Below are 17,529 nucleotides of genomic sequence, written 5' to 3' on the forward strand. Positions count from 1 at the left end.
CACGTCGCCCACACCATCAGCCCCATCGCCAAACCCAAAACCATCCACATCGTCCCCGAACTCCCCAAAACCCGCTCCGGCAAAATCATGCGCCGACTCCTGCGCGACACCGCCGAAGGACGCCCCCTCGGCGACACCTCCACCCTCGTCGACCCCACAGTCTTCGAGAATATCCGCGCCGAGAACGCCTGACCGCATCCGCACGACGAGGCCGGTGATCTTTCGGGGTCACCGGCCCCGCCGGTTGAGATCGCACAAGAGTGCCGGGAAGTCCGGCCCGCGACGGATCGGCGGCCGAATTGGCCAAAAGCGGCGGTGTTGGTGACCTCCATGTCCGCGTCCCTGGCCGGTTCGGCGCTACTGTTGCGGCGTGGGCGTGTCCACCGGGCGCGGCGGACCGCCCGTGCGCTACAACCAGAGGAATGAACCGGCGCGGCCGCGCGCCCACACGGTAGCCTGCGTGACCGTGGCGGGTGCCGCCGCGCACAGAACGGAGCCAGCAGTGCCGGGACAGGGAGAAGGGTCGACCAAGTGAGTTTCACCCAGGGCGGTAACGGGAACGACGCGCGCGACGGTCGCACGGTCACCTCGATTCCGCTGACCGACGCCAACCCCATCGGTTCCGCGAGCTTCGGCTCGCTCGTGCGCGACGCGACCGAACAGATGTCGACGCTGGTGCGCGCCGAAGTGGAGTTGGCCAAGGCCGAGGTCACGGGCGAGATCAAGAAGGGCGTGCAGGGCAGCGTCTTCTTCATCGTCGCGCTGACCGTCCTGCTGTTCAGCAGCTTCTTCTTTTTCTTCTTCCTCGCCGATCTGCTCGACATCTGGCTGCCGCGTTCGGCCGCCTCGGGCATCGTGTTCGCGCTGATGGTGCTGATCGCCGCGCTGTTCGGCTTCCTCGGCTACCGCAAGGTGAAGAAGCTGCGCGCCCCCGAGAAGACGATCAACTCGCTCAAGCAGGCCGGCTCGGTGCTGCCCGCCGGGCTGGGTGGCGCGCCCGACACGCCCGCGCTCACCAAGCGCGAGCACTGACGGCGCGGGTCGCCGACATGACCGCGCATCCGCCCAGTACGCTCGATCGGCGTGTCGGTGAACCTGCTTCCTGATCCTTCCACCGTCCGCTACGACGGCCCCTGGATCCATCGGGACGTGCGCGCCAACGGCATTCGATTCCACGTGGTGGAGGCCGAACCCGAGCGCGCGGACGCCCGGCTCGTCGTGCTGCTGCACGGGTTCGCCGACTTCTGGTGGACGTGGCGCCACCAGCTCACCGCGCTGTCCGACCTCGGCTACCGCGCCGTCGCCGTGGACCTGCGCGGCTACGGCGACAGCGATAAACCCCCGCGCGGCTACGACGGCTGGACCCTCGCCGGCGATATCGCCGGGCTCATCCGCGCGCTCGGCCACACCGAGGCCGCGCTGGTCGGGCATGCCGAGGGCGGGCTGGTCTGCTGGGCGACCGCGATCCTGCACCCGCGCCTGGTCGGCTCCATCGCGCTGGTGGGTTCCCCGCACCCGGCCGCGCTGAAGAGCGCCGTGCTGCGCGACCGCCGCCAGCGCCGGGCTTGGCTGCCCGACTTCCTGCGCTACCAGCTCCCCCGCTACCCCGAGCACCGGCTCACCACCGCCGACGGGGCGGAGGTGGAACGGCTGCTGCGCCGCCGGGTGACCGGAAAATGGTCCGGCACCGACGAATTCACCGACACCGCGCGCCGGATGCGCACCGCCATCCGCATCCCCGGCGCCGCCCACTGCGCGCTGGAGTACCAGCGCTGGGCCTTCCGCAGCCAATGGCGCCCCGACGGCCGCCGCTTCATGGCGACCGTGCGCTCCCCGATCCGCATCCCCGTCCTCGCCATGCGCGGCGAACACGACGACTACCTGCTGAGCGCGACGCTGCACCGCGGACACCGGTGGGCGCCACGCCGCAAGCTGGTGACGATCCCCGACGCCGGGCACTTCGCGCACCAGGAGAATCCGGACGCGGTAGTGGCGGAACTGGCGAAGTTCCTGGGCTGAGTTGTCGGCGCGCCGGGGCGCGCGTGTTCGGTCGTCGGGCTCCCCCCGAGGTGGTTGGGAGGGTGCGGATGGGGCGTTCTGGTCGAGCGTTGGGGTTAGCCCGGTAGTGCCCGCTCAGCTCAGGACGCAGGCTCCCGTGTCCACCGGGGCCGACACCACCGGGGCGGAGTCGAGTTCGGTGCGGACCTCGTCCAGGGTCAGGACGTAGCCGGTGTCGTCGTCGGTGACGGCGGCGCCGAAGACCACGCCGAGGACCTGGCCCTCGGTGTCGACCAGCGGGCCGCCCGAGTTGCCCGCGCGGACCAGGCCGCGCACGGTGTAGACCTCGCGCTCGACCGTGCCGTTGCGGTAGATGGTGGGGCCGGTCAGGTCGAGGGTCTCGCGGACGCGGGCCGCGCTGGCCGTGTAGGGGCCGCCGCCGGGGTAGCCGAGCACGATGGCGCTGTCACCCGAGCGGGCCGGCGCGGGGGCCTGCGGGACCACCGGCGAGACCAGGCCGGGCACCGCGAGCACCGCGATGTCCTTCGACGGATCGAACAGCACGACCGAGGCCTCCAGCGGACCGCGCGGCGTGTCCACCGACACGCTGGTGGTGCCCGCCACGACGTGCGCGTTGGTCATCACCCGCTCCGGCGCGATGACGAAACCGGAACCCTCCAGCGCGCGTTGGCAACTCGGCGCGACACCGCGGATGCGCAGCACGCTCTGCTGCAGCGACGCCGCCACGGGACTGGACAGCACGCTCGGATCGGGCGGCTCCACCGCCGCGATCGGCGCGCGGCCGAACGGCCCGATCACGTCCGGCAGGCCGGAGGTGTTGAGCAGCTTGGAGAATTCGTTGGGAACCTTGCGCAGCCAGTTGGGCGCGACCTCGTTGACGTCGGCCAGTACGCGCGACCCGTTGATCGCCGTCGCGATCGACGGCTGCGACGAGGTGGCCAGCGGCAGCGCCAGCAGCCACGCGGTGACCAGCACCGCGACGGCCTGCAGCACCGCGCCCACCACGCTGTCCACGCTGCGGGTGAACGGGTGGCGCATCCCGCTGCGCGCGGCGCGGCCGAGCACCATGCCCGCGACTTCGCCGACGATCACCAGCAGCACGATCAGCAGCACACCGGTGAGCACCCTGGTGCGGCCCTCGTCCACGTGGACCAGGATGTGCGGCGCGATCAGGATGCCCGCGACGGCGCCGAGCACCACGCCGAGGAAGGCCAGCGCCGAGGCGACGGCCCCCTGCCGCCACCCGGACGCCGCGGCGGCGAGCGCGAGCAGCACCACGATGATGTCGAGCCAAGCAGACGAACTCATAAGGTCATCCCCACCGCCGCCAGCGCCTCCTCCAGATCACGCACATCGTCGCGGTCCCAGTCGAGCTCCCAGCCCGCGGCCTTGAATATCCCCGCCAGAATCCCGCCGGTGAGCCCCCACACCAGCATCCCGTCCACCGCGAACGCGGGGCTCTGGTACCCGAACCGCCCGCGCACCAGGAACCGATTGGCCGGGTCCAGCATCTCCGAGAGGGGCACGCGCACAACGCGTTCGGTCTCGCCCTGGTCGACCACCCGCACCTCACCGGGCGTGCGCCAGTAGGCCAGCACCGGTGTGACGTCGAAACCCGATGGCGGGACGAACAGTTTGGGCAGCACCGCCAGCGGTTCCACGTGCTCGGGGATCAGACCCGTCTCCTCGCACGCCTCGCGCAACGCCGTATCGATCGGGCCGTCGTCACCGGGATCGACGGCGCCGCCGGGGAACGCGACCTGGCCGCTGTGCTGGCGCATGGTGGAGGCGCGCTGGGTGAGCAGGACGTCGGCGTCGTGCGGCACTCCGCCGGGCGCGGCCGGATCATCCTCGGGCGCACCGCTGAACAGCACCAGCACCGCCGCCTGACGCGGCTCCTTGCCCACGGTCATGGCGCGGCGCAGGGCGCGGGCCATCGTCAGCGTGTCGCTCGTGTCGGCGCCACCGGATTCGACGGCCCGGCGCAGCCACGGCGGCGTACCGGGCGGAAGCGCGATCATGCCGCGCCCTCCGCGGCCGCGCCGCCCCCGGAGCTCGAGCCCACCACCACCTCCACAGCAGAACGATCCGTCCGGCGCGCCATCACGCCCGGACTCCGAGGGCCGCCGCCACCGTGTCGGCGATGTCGTCGACCCCGGTAAACGTACGCACAACAACCTGCGCGAGGGAACCATCCGCGCGAATCAGCACCGAAATCGGCAGCACCGCGGGCGCTTCGACGGCGTTGCGCACGCGGGTGTCCGCGTCCAGCACGCCGGGCAGGCGCACGTCCAAGCCGCTCAGCCGGGCCAGGGCCTTCGCCTCGTCGGGATCGCTGTGGACGGTGAGCACGGTGACGGAATCGCCCGCGCGCTCGGCGTATTCGCGCAGCATCGGCAGTTCCTCGGCGCACGGCCCGCACCAGTACGCCCACAGGTTCAGCAGGGCGGGGCGGCCCGCGAGCGCGGCGGCCAGGTCGACGGAGGAGCCGTCGGCGAGGCAGCCGAGCGTGATCCCGGCCAGCGGACCGGAGCCGACCGCGCCGGGCACGGCGCTCGGGCACGGCGCGAGCGCGGCCTCGGCGCGCTGCTGCGCGGCGACGGGAGCGGCGGTGGCCGCGGGTCGCTCCGGAGTGGCGGGTTCGTCACCGCCACGCGGCCACAGCGCGACCGCGGCAGCGACGACGACGATCAACCCGACCAGCCCCCAGCGCAGCCCTCGTGTCACAGCCCGACCATCCCGAGCAGATGCTCGCGCTCCGGCCCCTTCACCAATTTGGCGGCGAGTTCCGGTTCGGTGGGGCCCGCGCCGAAGGACGGGCAGTCGTCGGCGAGCGGGCAGGCGCCGCAGGCGGGTTTGCGCGCGTGACAGATCCGCCGCCCGTGGAAGATCACCCGGTGCGACAGCATGGTCCAGTCCTTGCGCTCGATCAGCGCGCCGATCGCGTGCTCGACCTTGACCGGGTCCTCCTCCTCGGTCCACCCCCAGCGGCGCACCAGGCGGCCGAAATGGGTGTCGACGGTGATGCCCGGCACGTCGAACGCGTTGCCGAGGATGACGTTGGCGGTCTTGCGCCCGATGCCGGGCAGTTTCACCAATTCGTCGAGAGTGTGAGGTAACTCACCATCGTGGCGTTCGACCAGTGCCTGGCCGAGCCCGATGAGCGAGCTGGTCTTGTTCCGGAAGAAGCCGGTCGGCCGGATGTATTCCTCCAGCTCCGCGCGATTGGCCTCGGCGTAGTCGCGCGCCGTGCGGTACTTCGCGAACAGCGCGGGAGTGGTGAGATTCACGCGCTCGTCGGTGCACTGGGCGGAAAGGATTGTCGCGACCGCCAATTCGAGCGGATCGGTGAAATCCAGCTCACAGTGCGCGTCGGGGAACTCGGCCGAGAGGGTGCGGTACATGCGGCGCGCGCGGCGCACCAGGCCGAGGCGCGTTTCCGCCTGTCGCGCGCGGCTTCTCCGCTTGCGGGGCGCGGGCGTGGCGGGTTGCGCGGCGGTCGCCCCGACGGCGGCGCGCGGGGAGCCCGCGACGGCTGTCGAGGGGGTGGCTGGCACGCGTCCACCATACGGAACCGGGGCGACAAGTCGCCCGTTCAGATCGGTTGCCGTGTTCCATCTGAGACCTTCAGCGTGTTTACTCCTGGTTATGCAAGGACTCGCTGTGGTGCTCTTCCCAGTGGTGTTGATGCTGTTCGCACTGCTGATGGAGCGGGTCGAGAATCGGCTCCGCAAAATTCTCGAACCCGATCCCGAGGTTCAGCAGTACCTGGACAGGGCCAGCAACGCCGAGGTCAAGGAGTTGACCAAGGCCGGACTGCCGGCCGCCGTCGCCAAGATGCGCAGGCGCCGCAGCCGCACCGACGACCTCGACGTCGCACGCGCGAGCTGAGCGGCGGATTCGCCCGATTCCCCGATAGCGCGACACCGCGCAATCCACTCGTTACGTGGTGTCTGTCACTACGCCGGCGGATTGCCGCGTAGACTGCGCTGTTGGCCGAAGCGCTTCGGTCCAGCCCAGAGCCATTTCCCATAAGGAGCACATTCGTGGACGAGGCCCTCGCCAGAGCAGGCATCTTCCAAGGCGTTGAGCCCACCGCGGTCGCGGCACTCGCCAAACAACTTCAGCCCGTGGACTTTCCGCGCGGCCATGTCATCTTCAACGAGGGTGAACCGGGCGATCGGCTCTACATCATCACCTCGGGCAAGGTGAAGATCGGCCGCCGTTCCCCCGACGGCAGGGAGAACCTGCTCACGATCATGGGCCCCTCGGACATGTTCGGCGAGCTGTCGATCTTCGACCCGGGCCCGCGCACCTCGACCGCCACCACGGTCACCGAGGTCCGCGCCGTGACGATGGACCGGGACGCGCTCAAGTCCTGGATCGACCAGCGTCCGGAGATCGCCGAGCAGTTGCTGCGCGTACTGGCCCGCCGCCTGCGCCGCACCAACAACAACCTTGCCGACCTGATCTTCACCGACGTGCCCGGTCGCGTGGCCAAGGCGCTGCTGCAGCTCGCGCAGCGCTTCGGCACCCAGGAGGCGGGCGCCCTGCGGGTCACCCACGACCTGACCCAGGAGGAGATCGCCCAGCTCGTCGGCGCCTCCCGCGAGACCGTGAACAAGGCCCTGGCCGACTTCGCGCACCGCGGCTGGCTGCGGCTCGAGGGCAAGAGCGTGCTCATCTCCGATTCCGAGCGCCTCGCCCGCCGCGCCCGCTGACGCGGGCCGCACCCGAAGACGAGAACGGCCCGCCGCGACCAGCGCTCCACTGGTCGCGGCGGGCCGTCGTGTGCTCAGCCTTCGCTGCGCAGGTAGTCCAGCTGCGCCTTCACCGAACTGTGCGCGGCGGGCCACAGGCGCTTGTCGACGTCGGCGTACACCTTGCGCACCACCGACATCGCCCCCGCGTTCTCGCCCAGCTCCCGCAGCGCGGCGCGCACCTGGTCGAGCCGCTCGTGTCGATGCCGTATGTAGTACCGCGCCACCGGCTCCAGGTCGGGATGGTCGGGGCCGTGCGCGGGCAGCAGCGCCTTGCCCGTGCCCGCCTCGACCAACCGGTCCAGCGAGCCGAGGTAGTCGGCGAGGGTGCCGTCGGTGGAGTCCAGCACGGTGGTGCCGCTGCCGAGGATGGTGTCGCCGGTGAGTACCGCGTCGGCCAGCACGAAACTCACCGAATCACCGGTGTGGCCGGGGGTCGCGAGCACGCCGATGTCGAGCCCGGCCGCCGAGACGACCTCGCCGTCGGCCAGCGGCTCGCCCGAGCCGTGCAGGTAGGACGGGTCCACCGCCCGCACCGGGGCGCCGGTCAGCTTCACCAGCCGGTCGAGGGCCCCGGTGTGGTCGTGGTGGCGATGCGTGATCAAGGTCATCGCGATGCGCCCGTCTGTGGCCCGCGCGATCGCCTCGACGTGCTTGTGATCCTTGGGCCCCGGGTCCACCACCACGTAGTCCGGACAGTCCCGCGCGCGCAGCAACCAGGTGTTGGTGCCGTCCAGGGTCATCTTGCCCGGATTGTCCGCCAGCAGCACGGCCGCCGTGGGCGTCACCTGGCGCACGTGCCCGTACGCGGGATGGGTCAGCGTCATCGCGGTACCTACATCGCTAGAGAATCGGTGTCCGACACCCTGTCTAACGCACTTCGGCGATGAGTTCGACCTCGACGGGGGTGTTCTTGGGCAACTCGGACACGCCGACGGCCGAACGCGCGTGCGCGCCCGCCTCGCCGAACACCTCGCCGAGGAACTCCGACGCGCCGTTGATCACCAGCGGCTGATCGGCGAAACCGGGCGCGGACGCCACGAATCCGACCACCTTGACGATCCGCACCACCTCATCGAGCCCGACCAGATCATGCACGGCCGCCAGCGCGTTGAGCGCACACAGCCGGGCCGCCTCGGCCGCGGCCTCCAGCGTCACGTCCGCGCCGACCTTGCCGACCGCCGACAACTCACCGTCGACGAACGGCAGCTGACCCGAGGTGTACACGAGCGAGCCCGTGCGCACCGCCGGGATGTACGCGGCGACCGGCGCGGCCACCGCGGGCACGGACAGGCCGAGCCGCTCCAGGTTCTTCCGCCACGGGGTGGCCGCCTCGGCTGCCACTACTGCCTCGGGCGCTTCAGGTAGGCCACGTGCTGCTCGCCGGTCGGGCCGGGCAGCACCGTCACCAGCTCCCAGCCGTCAGCGCCCCACTGGTCCAGGATCTGCTTGGTGGCGTGCGTCAGCAGCGGAACGGTCGCGTACTCCCACAGGGTCACATCACTCATGGTGTGCATCCTGCCGGGCGAACGGTGCGCTCCGCCTCCCGGGTGGCGCTTTTCCGCGCCCCGTTCCGGCGCCGCTGTCTGGTACAGGAGCATCCGGAATCGGCCCGCAAACCGGATCCCCGGCACGTGATCGGGGAGTGGGCGATAGGCTCGCGAGCGTGGGAGTACCAACAGCAGTGCCCATTTCGGCGGAGCCGGGGCTGGAAACGGGTTGGCCGAAGCGCGCGGAAAAGGCCCGCTTGCACTATGTTTCGGGCAAGGGGGGAACCGGGAAGTCCACCGTCGCCGGCGCGCTCGCACTGGCGCTGGCCGCCGGGGGCAGGCGGGTGTTGTTGGTCGAGGTGGAGAGCAGGCAATCGATCGCCCAGCTCTTCGACCTGCCGCCGCTGCCGCCCACCGAGACCCGCATCGCCACAGCCGACGGCGGCGGCGAGGTGGTCGCGCTGGCGCTCGACATCGAGCACGCCTTTCTCGAATACCTCGACATGTTCTACAACCTGGGCTTCGCCGGACGGGCGATGCGCCGGATGGGCGCGATCGAGTTCGTCACCACCATCGCGCCCGGCCTGCGTGACGTGATTCTCACCGGCAAGATCAAGGAGTGTGCGGTCCGCGTCGACAAGGCGGGCAAGCGGGTCTACGACGAGATCGTCGTAGACGCCCCGCCCACCGGGCGCATCGCGAGCTTCCTCGACGTCACCACCGCCATGGCCGAAATCGCCAAGGGCGGGCCGATCGCCGCGCAGGCCGAGGGCGTCTCCCGGCTGCTGCACTCCGACGAGACGATGATCCACCTGGTCACGCTGCTGGAGGCGCTGCCGGTGCAGGAGACCGCCGACGCCGTCGCCGAACTCACCGCGGGCGATCTGCGCATCGGCACCGTCATCGTGAACCGGGCCGGCGAGGGATTCCTGCCCGCCGACGTCCGCAACCGGGCGGCGCTGGGCGAGGTCGATCGCGACGGCGTGCGCGCGGGCCTGGAGAAGGCGGGAATCACCTTGTCCCGGGAGGACTTCGACGGCCTGATCACCGAAACCGTCGAGCATTCGGCCAGGTTGGCGGCCCAGGACGCGAGCGCCGCCGAACTGAACAAGGTCGACGTGTCCCAGCTGTACCTGCCCGCCCTGCCCGACGGCATGGACCTGGGCGGCCTGTACGAACTAGCCGAACACCTGAACGCGCAGGGGGTGCGATGACCGCGCTGGACATCAACGGGATCATCGCCGATCCCACCGCCCGCGTGGTGGTGTGCTGCGGCTCCGGCGGTGTCGGCAAGACCACCACGGCCGCGGCCATCGCGCTGCGCGCCGCCGAGGTGGGCCGCAAGGTCGTGGTGCTCACCATCGACCCGGCGCGCCGGCTGGCCCAGTCACTCGGCGTGGCCGACCTGGACAACGCCCCCCAGCGGGTGGAGCTCGGGCCGGAGGCCAAGGGCGAACTGCACGCGATGATGCTCAACATGCGCCGCACCTTCGACGACATGGTGCTCGAGCACACCACCCCCGAGAAGGCCGAGCAGATCTTCGCCAACCCGATCTACCAGACGGTGGCCTCGTCGTTCGGCGGCACGCAGGAATACATGGCGATGGAGAAGCTGGGCCAGCTCGCCTCCCGGCGCGAATGGGACCTGATCGTCGTGGACACCCCGCCCTCGCGCAACGCGCTGGACTTCCTGGACGCGCCCAAGCGACTGGGCACGTTCCTCAACGGCAAGATGATCCGGCTGATCATGGCGCCGGGCCGCGGTGTCGGGCGGTTCGTGACGGGTGCGATGAGCCTGGCCATGCGCGGCGTGTCGACGATCGTCGGCGGCCAGATGCTCAAGGACGCGTCGCTGTTCCTGCAGTCGCTGGAATCGCTGTTCGGCGGTTTCCAGGACCGGGCCGACCGCACCTACGCGATGCTCTCCAAGCCGGGCACCCACTTCCTCGTGGTGGCCGCCCCCGAACCGGACGCGCTGCGCGAGGCGTCGTTCTTCGTGGACCGCCTCTCCACCGAGCGCATGCCGCTGGCCGGGCTGGTCCTCAACCGCACGCATCCGGCGCTGAGTGCGCTCTCCCCGGACCACGCGCTCACCGCGGCCGATCAGCTGGCCGAATCCGATCCGCTCACCAGCGCGGTGCTGCGCATCCACGCCGAGCGGGTGGCCACCTCCCGGCGCGAACAGCATTTGCTGCACCGCTTCACGGGCGCCCACCCCCGGGTGCCGATCGCGGCGGTGACCGCGCTGCCGTTCGAGGTCGCGGATCTGGAGGCGCTGCGCGCCGTGGGCGATCAGCTCACCGCCGCGTCCGCGTGAGCCGCACCGGACCGTAACGTTCGGTATTGAATCGGAATTGCTATAGGCCCCAACGAGACCGAGCCCGCAGATCTGCGGGCTCGGTCTCGTTTCGCGAGGGGTTACATCGCCACTTGGTGCTGGCGCTGGGCCTGGAAGAAGTCGGCCCACGAGGTCACCTCGGGATGCTGCTTGAGCAGCGCCCGCCGCTGCCGCTCCGTCATGCCGCCCCACACACCGAACTCCACCCGGTTGTCGAGAGCGTCGGCCCCGCACTGCATCAGGACCGGGCAGTGCCTGCAGATCGTCGCCGCTTTGCGCTGCGCCGCGCCGCGGACGAACAGCTGATCGGGATCCACTTCCTTGCATCGGGCCTGGGATACCCAGGCGATTCGCGCTTCGGCCTGCTCCACGTCCAATCGAGCGATGGGGGTTGTCGTATGCATTTGGTGTGCCCCTTTGCAGTCCGAACACCGGGTCAACGGCGCTCCAGAATCGCGTGCCAGCTCACAGCAACCCGAACCCCGCTGCGAACTGAACCACATTCCACTTTGAGTGTTAGCTCCATCACACTGGGTTCTCAATCTAGGTAAAGGTTGGGCTTCAGCGCAAGACCGTCTCGAGAATTTTTGGTACGACCGTCCCTCCTATTCGGATAGCGAACCGGTCGGTCGGCTCTCTTTGCGACTCGCCCGCGTGCGACACGCCGTACACGCCGGTGCGACACGCCCTGCGCGCCGCGAGGAGCGCCGGTCGCGGCGGTCCGCCAAACACACCCGAGAGCGTCGCGGAGCCACCCCGTAGTCTGGGGAACGTGCCGAACGTGCCGATCACACATACGCTCGCGAAGCTGGCGGGCAGCTGCGCGCTGGCCGCCGTGCTCGTCGCCGGGCTGCTGTTCCCTTTGGCGGGCGGATTCGGATTCGTCTCGAACCGCGCCGCCGACGCGGTCGACAACGTCGCCGCCGAACTGGTCGAGGGCATCGTCCCCGCCGTGTCGACGATGGTCGACGCGGACGGCACGCCCATCGCCTGGCTCTACGAGCAGCGGCGCTTCGAGGTGCCCAGCGAGAAGATCTCCAACGACATGAAGCTGGCCATCATCTCCATCGAGGACCGCCGCTTCGCCGAACACCAGGGCGTGGACTGGCAGGGCACCGTGCGCGCGTTCCTCACCAACACCACCAGCGGTGAGGTCCAGCAGGGCGCCTCCACCCTCGACCAGCAGTACGTGAAGAACTACCAGCTGCTGGTGCTGGCCAAGACCGACGCCGAACGCCGCGCCGCCATCGAGACCACCCCGGCCCGCAAGATCCGCGAGATCCGGATGGCGCTCACCCTGGACAAGGAACTCAGCAAGGACGAGATCCTCACCCGGTATCTGAACCTGGTGCCGTTCGGCAACTCCTCCTACGGCATCCAGGACGCCGCGCAGACCTACTTCGGCATCGACGCCTCGCAGCTGAACGTCGCGCAGTCGGCGATGCTCGCGGGCATGGTGCAGTCCAGCTCCAAGCTGAACCCGTACACCAACGAGCAGGGCGTGCGAGAGCGCCGCAACACCGTGCTGGACACGATGATCCAGAACATCCCGGCCCGCGCCGCCGAATTCCGCGCGGCCAAGGAGGAGCCACTCGGCGTGCTCCCCGAGCCCAAGGGCCTGCCGCGCGGCTGCATCGCCGCCAACGACCGCGGCTTCTTCTGCGACTACGCGCTGCAGTACCTGGCCAACGCCGGCATCAGCCGCGAGCAGATCGACAAGGGCGGCTACCTGATCCGTACCACCCTGGACCCGGCCGTGCAGGATTCGGTGAAGCGCGCGGTCGTGCAGCACGCCGACCCGAACCTCCCGCACGTCGCCGAGGTCATGTCGGTGATCGCACCCGGCCAGGACTCGCATCCGCTGCTGGCCATGGCCAGCAGCCGCACCTACGGCCTGGACCGCGACGCCAACGAGACGCTGCTGCCGCAGCCGTACTCCATGGTCGGCAATGGCGCGGGATCGGTCTTCAAGGTCTTCACCACCGCCGCGGCCATGGAGAAGGGCATGGGCATCAACTCCCAGCTCGACGTGCCCGGCCGCTTCGAGGCCCGCGGCCTCGGTGACGGCGGCGCGCGCGGCTGCCCGCCCGCCACCTACTGCGTGGAGAACGCGGGCGCCTACAAGTCGCCCATGTCGGTCACCGAGGCACTGGCCACCTCGCCGAACACCACGTTCGTGAAGATGATCCAGGCCGTCGGCGTGGGACCGACCGTCGATATGGCGGTGCGCCTGGGCATGCGCTCGTTCACCGAGCCGGGCAGCTCCGGGATCAGCAACCAGAGCCTGGCCGACATGATCAAGAGCCAGAACCTCGGCTCGTTCACGCTGGGCCCGGTCGCGATCAACGCGCTGGAACTGTCCAACGTGGCCGCGACGCTGGCCTCCGGCGGCAAGTGGTGCCCGCCGTCGCCGATCAAGGAGGTCGTCGACCGCTACGGCAAGCCGGTGCCGCTCACCCAGCAGGCGTGCGAGCAGGTCGTGGAGCCCGGCTTGGCCAACACCCTCGCCAACGCGCTGAGCAAGGACGACACCGCGGGCACCGCCGCTGCGGCCGCCCAGTCGGTGGGCTGGAACCTGCCGATGGCGGGCAAGACGGGAACCACCGAGAGCCACCGCTCCTCGGCCTTCCTCGGCTTCACCAACTCGCTGGCCGCCGCGGTCTACGTGTACGGCGACAGCCCCACCCCCGGTGAGATCTGCTCGTTCCCGCTGCGCAGCTGCGGCAGCGGCAACCTGTTCGGCGGTAACGAACCCGCGCGGACCTGGTTCAACGCGATCAAACCGATCGTGGACCGGTTCCCGCCCGCCGCGCTGCCACCGCTGGACGACAAATACGTGCGCGGCGCCAATAACGCGCAGGTCCCCGACGTGGCGGGCATGTCGCAGGCCGACGCGACCGCCGCGCTGACCACCGCGGGCTTCCAGGTCTCGGCGGTCACCGGCACCGGGCCGCCGCCCAAGGGCAGCGTGATGAGCACCTCGCCGAACGGTTCGGCGATCCCGGGCTCGGTCATCACGATCTACGTCAGCGACGGCACGCAACGCGTCGCGCCGGCTCCGGCGCCACCGCCCGCGGTGCCGAACCTGCCGCCACCACCGGCGCTGCCGCCCGGCTTCCCACTCCCACCGTGGTGGCCCCGATAGTCCAGTGAACGACGAACGGCCGACCGGAAACTCCGGTCGGCCGTTCGCGTTCGCGGATCCGGCTAGAGCCGGGCCTTCACGGCCGCGGAGATGCGCGACCCGTCGGCCTTGCCCGCGGCGAGCGCGGTGGCGGCCTTCATGACCTGGCCCATCTGGCGCATGCCGGGCCGCTCGCCGATCTCCTCGGCGACCTGGGCGATGGCGGTGTCGGCGAGATCGGCGATCTCGGCCTCGGTGAGCTGGGTCGGCAGGTACTCGTCGATGATCCTGGCCTCGGCGTGCTCGTTCGCGGCGAGTTCACCGCGACCGGCCTGGGTGTAGACCTCGGCCGACTCGTTGCGCTTCTTCGCCTCCTTCTGCAGGACGGCGATCACCTCGGCGTCGGAGAGTTCGCGCGCCTGCGTGCCCGCGACCTCGGCGTTCTGGATCGCGGCCAGCAGCATGCGCAGGGTCGACAGGCGCAGCGTGTCCTTGGCCTTCATCGCGGCGGTCATGTCCGTCCGCAGCCGCTGTTTGAGTTCCGACATGTGCCACACGGTAGCCGCTCCCGGGGAACCGGCCCACCACATTTCGCCGGTGGCCGCGCCGAGCTTGTGCGGAAACACACTCGGCGATCCGCGGCGGGCTCACCTATGCTGGGCAAATGCCCGTGATCTCGACGTCCGCCGTCCGCAGAACCGCACTGGGAGCCACCGGTGCCGCGGTAGCTGGAATCGGTTACGCCTCCCTGATCGAGCGCAACGCGTTCGTGCTGCGCGAGGCGACCATGCCGGTGTTGCCGCCGGGATCATCGAGTCTACGCGTACTGCACATCAGCGACCTGCACATGACGCCGGGCCAGAAGCTCAAGCAGCAGTGGTTGCGCGAACTGGACCGGCTGGAGCCGGATCTGGTGGTGAACACCGGCGACAACCTGTCGCACCAGAAGGCCGTGCCCGCCGTGGTGCAGTCGCTCGGCGGATTGCTCGCCCGCCCAGGACTTTTCGTGTTCGGCAGCAACGACTACTTCGCGCCGGTGCCGAAGAACCCGCTGAAGTACTTCAAGAAGGACCACCGCCGCGTGTACGGCGCGCCGCTGCCGTGGAAGGACCTGCGCGCGGCGTTCACCGAACGCGGCTGGCTCGATCTCACCCACGTGCGCCGCGACCTCGAGGTGAGCGGCATCCGCATCGCCACCGCCGGCGTCGACGACCCGCACCTGCAGCGCGACCGCTACGACACGGTGGCCGGCGCGCCCAACCCGCTGGCCGACCTGCGCCTGGGCCTCACCCACTCGCCCGAACCGCGCGTGCTGGATCGGTTCGCCGACGACGGCTACGACCTGGTGCTGGCCGGGCACACGCACGGCGGTCAGCTGGTGCTGCCGGGCTACGGCGCGCTGGTCACCAACTGCGGTATCGACAAGTCGCGCGTGAAGGGCCCGTCGAAGTGGGGCGCGCACACCCAGCTGCACGTGTCCGCCGGCGTGGGCACGTCGCCCTGGGCGCCCTACCGCTTCTGCTGCCGCCCCGAAGCCACCCTCCTCACGCTCGTCGCCGCTCCCCCGAAGCGTCCGATCTCGGACAGTGATCGTGGAGTGTCGACGTCGGAGACCGTCGCGCGCTGAGGGCGTACCGATTCGCTGACTGACGCTCGGCCGTCCTCCGGCGGCTGAGCGTTCCTTTCGTCGACCCTTCAGATCGTGCGCATCTGCGTCGCCCGAGTGTCTCGAACCGTTGCCCGGGTTGACCTTTCGCGCGGGGCGAGACGGGTCATGGGGCGGGTGTAGCAGTTGAGCTCGATCTGCAAGGCCCGGTATGGTCGCTTGCCGAAACTGGAGACAGTCGAGGAGGGGACGACGTTGAGCAGAGGGTCCGGCGAGCCGTTGACCGAGCCGATCCCCACGGGGATACACCCGGACCACCCCGGAGACGTCGCCACCGCGCTCCCCGCCCCCGACGTTCCGTCCGCGTCCAACGACATCCCCCTGACCCTGCCGGGGATCACTCCCCCTCCCCAATCCGCCATGGGCACAACGGTTCCGACCGCCCTGCCGCCCCTCCACCAAGGCCTCGGCGGCGCTCCCCGGATCTCGGCACCCGCTCCGGGGGCTGACGAGTCGCATGTGGCTCCCGTACAAGAGATTTCATCCCCGAGAGGCACGCGCACCGAGCCGGCGCCGTCCCCCGAGGCGTCGCCGCAGCCGGACCGCCCGGGGTACGCAACAACCCATACGACACCGAGGCAGACCGCGCACCCGACACCGTCGGCGCCGGAGACCGAGCGGCCCGCCTACACGTCCGCCCCGGCATTCGACGCGCACACAGCCCAGCTGAACTTCACCTCTCCCCGGTACTCGGCGCCGCAGGGTTTCCCGGCGCCTCCCGGCCCCGGAGCGCACCAGCATGAACGAACCCCGCTGGGGTGGAAGGCATGGGCCGGGGCGGTGGCGGCCGGAGTGGTGGTGGCCGGTGGGGCGGTCGCGGTGGTGGTGAGCGGCGGCGGGGAGGAGGACGCGCCCGCGATGGTGAGCGCGCTCACCGCGTCGGAGGCGTCGCTGTCGCGGCGCTCCACGTCCGTGCAGGCCGGGCCGCCGGTGGTGCCCGGGTACCAGGTGGTGGTCGCGCCCGACAACGGCGCCGCCTACGACGTGCCCGCCGGCTGGACCGTCGCCGAACCCGGCACCCCGGGCGGCTTCGGCACCCCGCCCGACGCCGTGAGCGGCAAGGGCTATGCGTTCGAGGGCAAGGACTACTGCCCCGGCTCCACGCGCACCGTCGCCTTCGTCACCAGCTCGCAGAACACCGACACCTCCGGCGCCGCAACGGAACTCGCGACCCGCACGGCGCGCGCCGCCTACGCCGACTCCACCGGCGGCGGACCCACCGGCGCACCCCAGCCCCTCGCCTCCCTCGACGGCGCCCAGAACGGCACCTTCGTCGAGTCCAAGGGCGCCATCCCCGCCTCCCAGCCCGGTTGCGCCACCGAGTACACCATCTACACCTTCGCCGCCCCCGCCGACACCGGCACCGTCGTCCTGGTCATCGCCGCCGACACCGGCGTCCCCGGCGCCGTCGACACCGAGATCGCCAAGCGCATCTTCCGCACCATCCGCCCCCACGAAGGCTGACTGACCTGCCGGTTTAACGTCTGGACCCGACCTGTTGTAAGCTACTCCAGGTTCAAGCCACGGGGTGTGGCGCAGCTTGGTAGCGCGCTTCGTTCGGGACGAAGAGGTCGCAGGTTCAAATCCTGTCACCCCGACTCGTGTGGTTGAGACACGATAGAGGCCCTGACCTGCCACTTGGGTCAGGGCCTCAATCTTTGCCCGGAATCCGTGCACAGCTCGCCAGAAGCCCTCAGGGGCCAGTCCGCCTGCGCGGTGGCCCCAACTGCCGCACCCCGTCGCGCCTCTCGGTTCCGAGTCGAATGCGGCCGGTCGGCGCGCTCACCACGACGACACACCGGGTGGGCTATCCAGCCCGCACTCGGCGGACCAGAGCGAGAGCCCCGGCGGTTACGGCAACGATTACGAGCACGAAGCCGTAATCGACCGGGGCATCACTCTTTTCCGGCGATGTTTTCGCCATCCCCCACCATCTCCTCCCTGGGCGCGGTGTCTGGACCAAATGTCCACCGCCCCTCGGCAGGAGGTGAGATCACATTGCGACAACGAATCGCGTCGTCCTATTGCGCGACAACGAATTTCGCGTCTCGCACATGTGGGCTTGTCTGGAACATCCCGAATGGACGCTTGATATCGATGGCCGAATCCTCCGATTGTCCGTCCCGGATTCC

19 protein-coding genes, 1 tRNA gene and 1 pseudogene are annotated in these 17,529 nt (G+C 70.1%); 12 read left to right on the forward strand and 9 right to left on the reverse strand.

From position 1 onward, the window contains the following. From DFR74_RS30020 to DFR74_RS30035, 4 genes and pseudogenes are all read left to right on the forward strand, one after another. A partial coding sequence (locus DFR74_RS30020; protein ID WP_147265989.1) for an AMP-binding enzyme occupies nt 1-192 on the forward strand: 192 nt, incomplete at its 5' end. Between the two features lie 89 nt (nt 193-281). Continuing rightward, nucleotides 282-426, forward strand: a pseudogene (gene nhaA, locus DFR74_RS30025) (Na+/H+ antiporter NhaA); the annotation flags it as partial. A gap of 105 nt (nt 427-531) precedes the next feature. Further along, the gene (locus DFR74_RS30030) at nt 532-1,032 is read left to right on the forward strand and encodes a phage holin family protein (protein ID WP_067507662.1); all 501 of its coding nucleotides are present in this window, start codon (nt 532-534) and stop codon (nt 1,030-1,032) included. A gap of 51 nt (nt 1,033-1,083) precedes the next feature. Further along, nucleotides 1,084-2,019 carry an alpha/beta fold hydrolase gene (locus tag DFR74_RS30035; RefSeq protein ID WP_067507665.1) on the forward strand — a complete coding sequence of 312 codons (936 nt, stop codon included), beginning with the start codon at nt 1,084-1,086 and terminating at the stop codon, nt 2,017-2,019. Nucleotides 2,020-2,133: 114 nt separating this feature from the next. Here the strand turns inward: DFR74_RS30035 and DFR74_RS30040 are convergent, their stop codons facing one another. From DFR74_RS30040 to nth, 4 genes are all read right to left on the reverse strand, one after another. Further along, nucleotides 2,134-3,327, reverse strand: a complete 1,194-nt coding sequence (locus DFR74_RS30040; protein WP_067507668.1) for a MarP family serine protease — start codon at nt 3,325-3,327, stop codon at nt 2,134-2,136. Then, entirely contained in the window at nt 3,324-4,040 is a 717-nt protein-coding gene (locus DFR74_RS30045; RefSeq protein WP_067507671.1) for an NUDIX hydrolase, read from the reverse strand. Before DFR74_RS30045 ends, DFR74_RS30040 begins: the two co-directional genes overlap by 4 nt. A gap of 82 nt (nt 4,041-4,122) precedes the next feature. Continuing rightward, a complete protein-coding gene (locus DFR74_RS30050) occupies nt 4,123-4,746 on the reverse strand; it encodes a TlpA family protein disulfide reductase (protein WP_113975360.1) in 624 nt (207 codons plus the stop codon). Further along, complete coding sequence (gene nth / locus DFR74_RS30055; protein ID WP_067508072.1) at nt 4,743-5,444, reverse strand: endonuclease III; 702 nt, start codon at nt 5,442-5,444, stop codon at nt 4,743-4,745. Before nth ends, DFR74_RS30050 begins: the two co-directional genes overlap by 4 nt. 238 nt (nt 5,445-5,682) lie before the next feature. Here nth and DFR74_RS30060 point away from each other — a divergent pair, with 238 nt between their 5' ends. Then, the gene (locus tag DFR74_RS30060; RefSeq protein WP_084537496.1) at nt 5,683-5,910 is read left to right on the forward strand and encodes a hypothetical protein; all 228 of its coding nucleotides are present in this window, start codon (nt 5,683-5,685) and stop codon (nt 5,908-5,910) included. Between the two features lie 155 nt (nt 5,911-6,065). Beyond that, nucleotides 6,066-6,740 (forward strand): Crp/Fnr family transcriptional regulator, encoded by a 675-nt coding sequence (locus DFR74_RS30065; protein ID WP_011206875.1) that lies wholly within the window; start codon nt 6,066-6,068, stop codon nt 6,738-6,740. 74 nt (nt 6,741-6,814) lie between these two features. On the opposite strand, the gene DFR74_RS30070 is transcribed toward DFR74_RS30065, so the two are convergent. The 3 genes from DFR74_RS30070 to DFR74_RS30080 are packed head-to-tail and all read right to left on the reverse strand — an operon-like array spanning nt 6,815 to nt 8,287. Further along, nucleotides 6,815-7,606 (reverse strand): MBL fold metallo-hydrolase, encoded by a 792-nt coding sequence (locus DFR74_RS30070; RefSeq protein WP_067507680.1) that lies wholly within the window; start codon nt 7,604-7,606, stop codon nt 6,815-6,817. 43 nt (nt 7,607-7,649) lie between these two features. Then, the gene (locus DFR74_RS30075) at nt 7,650-8,123 is read right to left on the reverse strand and encodes a RidA family protein (RefSeq protein WP_067507683.1); all 474 of its coding nucleotides are present in this window, start codon (nt 8,121-8,123) and stop codon (nt 7,650-7,652) included. Further along, nucleotides 8,123-8,287, reverse strand: a complete 165-nt coding sequence (locus DFR74_RS30080) for a DUF4177 domain-containing protein (RefSeq protein ID WP_085999251.1) — start codon at nt 8,285-8,287, stop codon at nt 8,123-8,125. The genes DFR74_RS30075 and DFR74_RS30080 overlap by 1 nt, the downstream gene beginning before the upstream one ends. 176 nt (nt 8,288-8,463) lie before the next feature. Between DFR74_RS30080 and DFR74_RS30085 the strand changes: the two genes are divergently transcribed. Both DFR74_RS30085 and DFR74_RS30090 read left to right on the forward strand, forming a co-directional pair. Next, a complete protein-coding gene (locus tag DFR74_RS30085; protein WP_067507686.1) occupies nt 8,464-9,483 on the forward strand; it encodes an ArsA-related P-loop ATPase in 1,020 nt (339 codons plus the stop codon). Next, nucleotides 9,480-10,586 carry an ArsA family ATPase gene (locus DFR74_RS30090; protein ID WP_067507689.1) on the forward strand — a complete coding sequence of 369 codons (1,107 nt, stop codon included), beginning with the start codon at nt 9,480-9,482 and terminating at the stop codon, nt 10,584-10,586. Before DFR74_RS30085 ends, DFR74_RS30090 begins: the two co-directional genes overlap by 4 nt. Nucleotides 10,587-10,687: 101 nt before the next feature. Here DFR74_RS30090 and DFR74_RS30095 read toward each other — a convergent pair whose 3' ends face one another. Then, nucleotides 10,688-11,011: a WhiB family transcriptional regulator gene (locus DFR74_RS30095; RefSeq protein ID WP_067507692.1), complete on the reverse strand. Its 324-nt coding sequence runs from the start codon at nt 11,009-11,011 to the stop codon at nt 10,688-10,690. Nucleotides 11,012-11,388: 377 nt separating this feature from the next. Here DFR74_RS30095 and DFR74_RS30100 point away from each other — a divergent pair, with 377 nt between their 5' ends. Then, entirely contained in the window at nt 11,389-13,752 is a 2,364-nt protein-coding gene (locus tag DFR74_RS30100; protein ID WP_067508074.1) for a penicillin-binding protein, read from the forward strand. Nucleotides 13,753-13,814: 62 nt separating this feature from the next. On the opposite strand, the gene DFR74_RS30105 is transcribed toward DFR74_RS30100, so the two are convergent. Beyond that, a complete protein-coding gene (locus tag DFR74_RS30105) occupies nt 13,815-14,279 on the reverse strand; it encodes a GatB/YqeY domain-containing protein (protein ID WP_067508076.1) in 465 nt (154 codons plus the stop codon). 116 nt (nt 14,280-14,395) lie between these two features. On the opposite strand from DFR74_RS30105, the gene DFR74_RS30110 reads away from it, so the two are divergent. The 3 genes from DFR74_RS30110 (at nt 14,396) to DFR74_RS30125 (ending at nt 16,995) form a co-directional block, all read left to right on the forward strand. After that, complete coding sequence (locus DFR74_RS30110) at nt 14,396-15,358, forward strand: metallophosphoesterase (RefSeq protein ID WP_067507695.1); 963 nt, start codon at nt 14,396-14,398, stop codon at nt 15,356-15,358. An 819-nt stretch (nt 15,359-16,177) separates the two neighbouring features. Then, the gene (locus tag DFR74_RS30120) at nt 16,178-16,861 is read left to right on the forward strand and encodes a hypothetical protein (protein ID WP_067507700.1); all 684 of its coding nucleotides are present in this window, start codon (nt 16,178-16,180) and stop codon (nt 16,859-16,861) included. A 60-nt stretch (nt 16,862-16,921) separates the two neighbouring features. Next, a tRNA-Pro gene (locus tag DFR74_RS30125) sits at nt 16,922-16,995 on the forward strand. Nucleotides 16,996-17,529 lie beyond the last annotated feature (534 nt).

Origin of the sequence: Nocardia puris, from assembly GCF_003315035.1 — a bacterium.
GTDB lineage: Bacteria > Actinomycetota > Actinomycetes > Mycobacteriales > Mycobacteriaceae > Nocardia > Nocardia puris.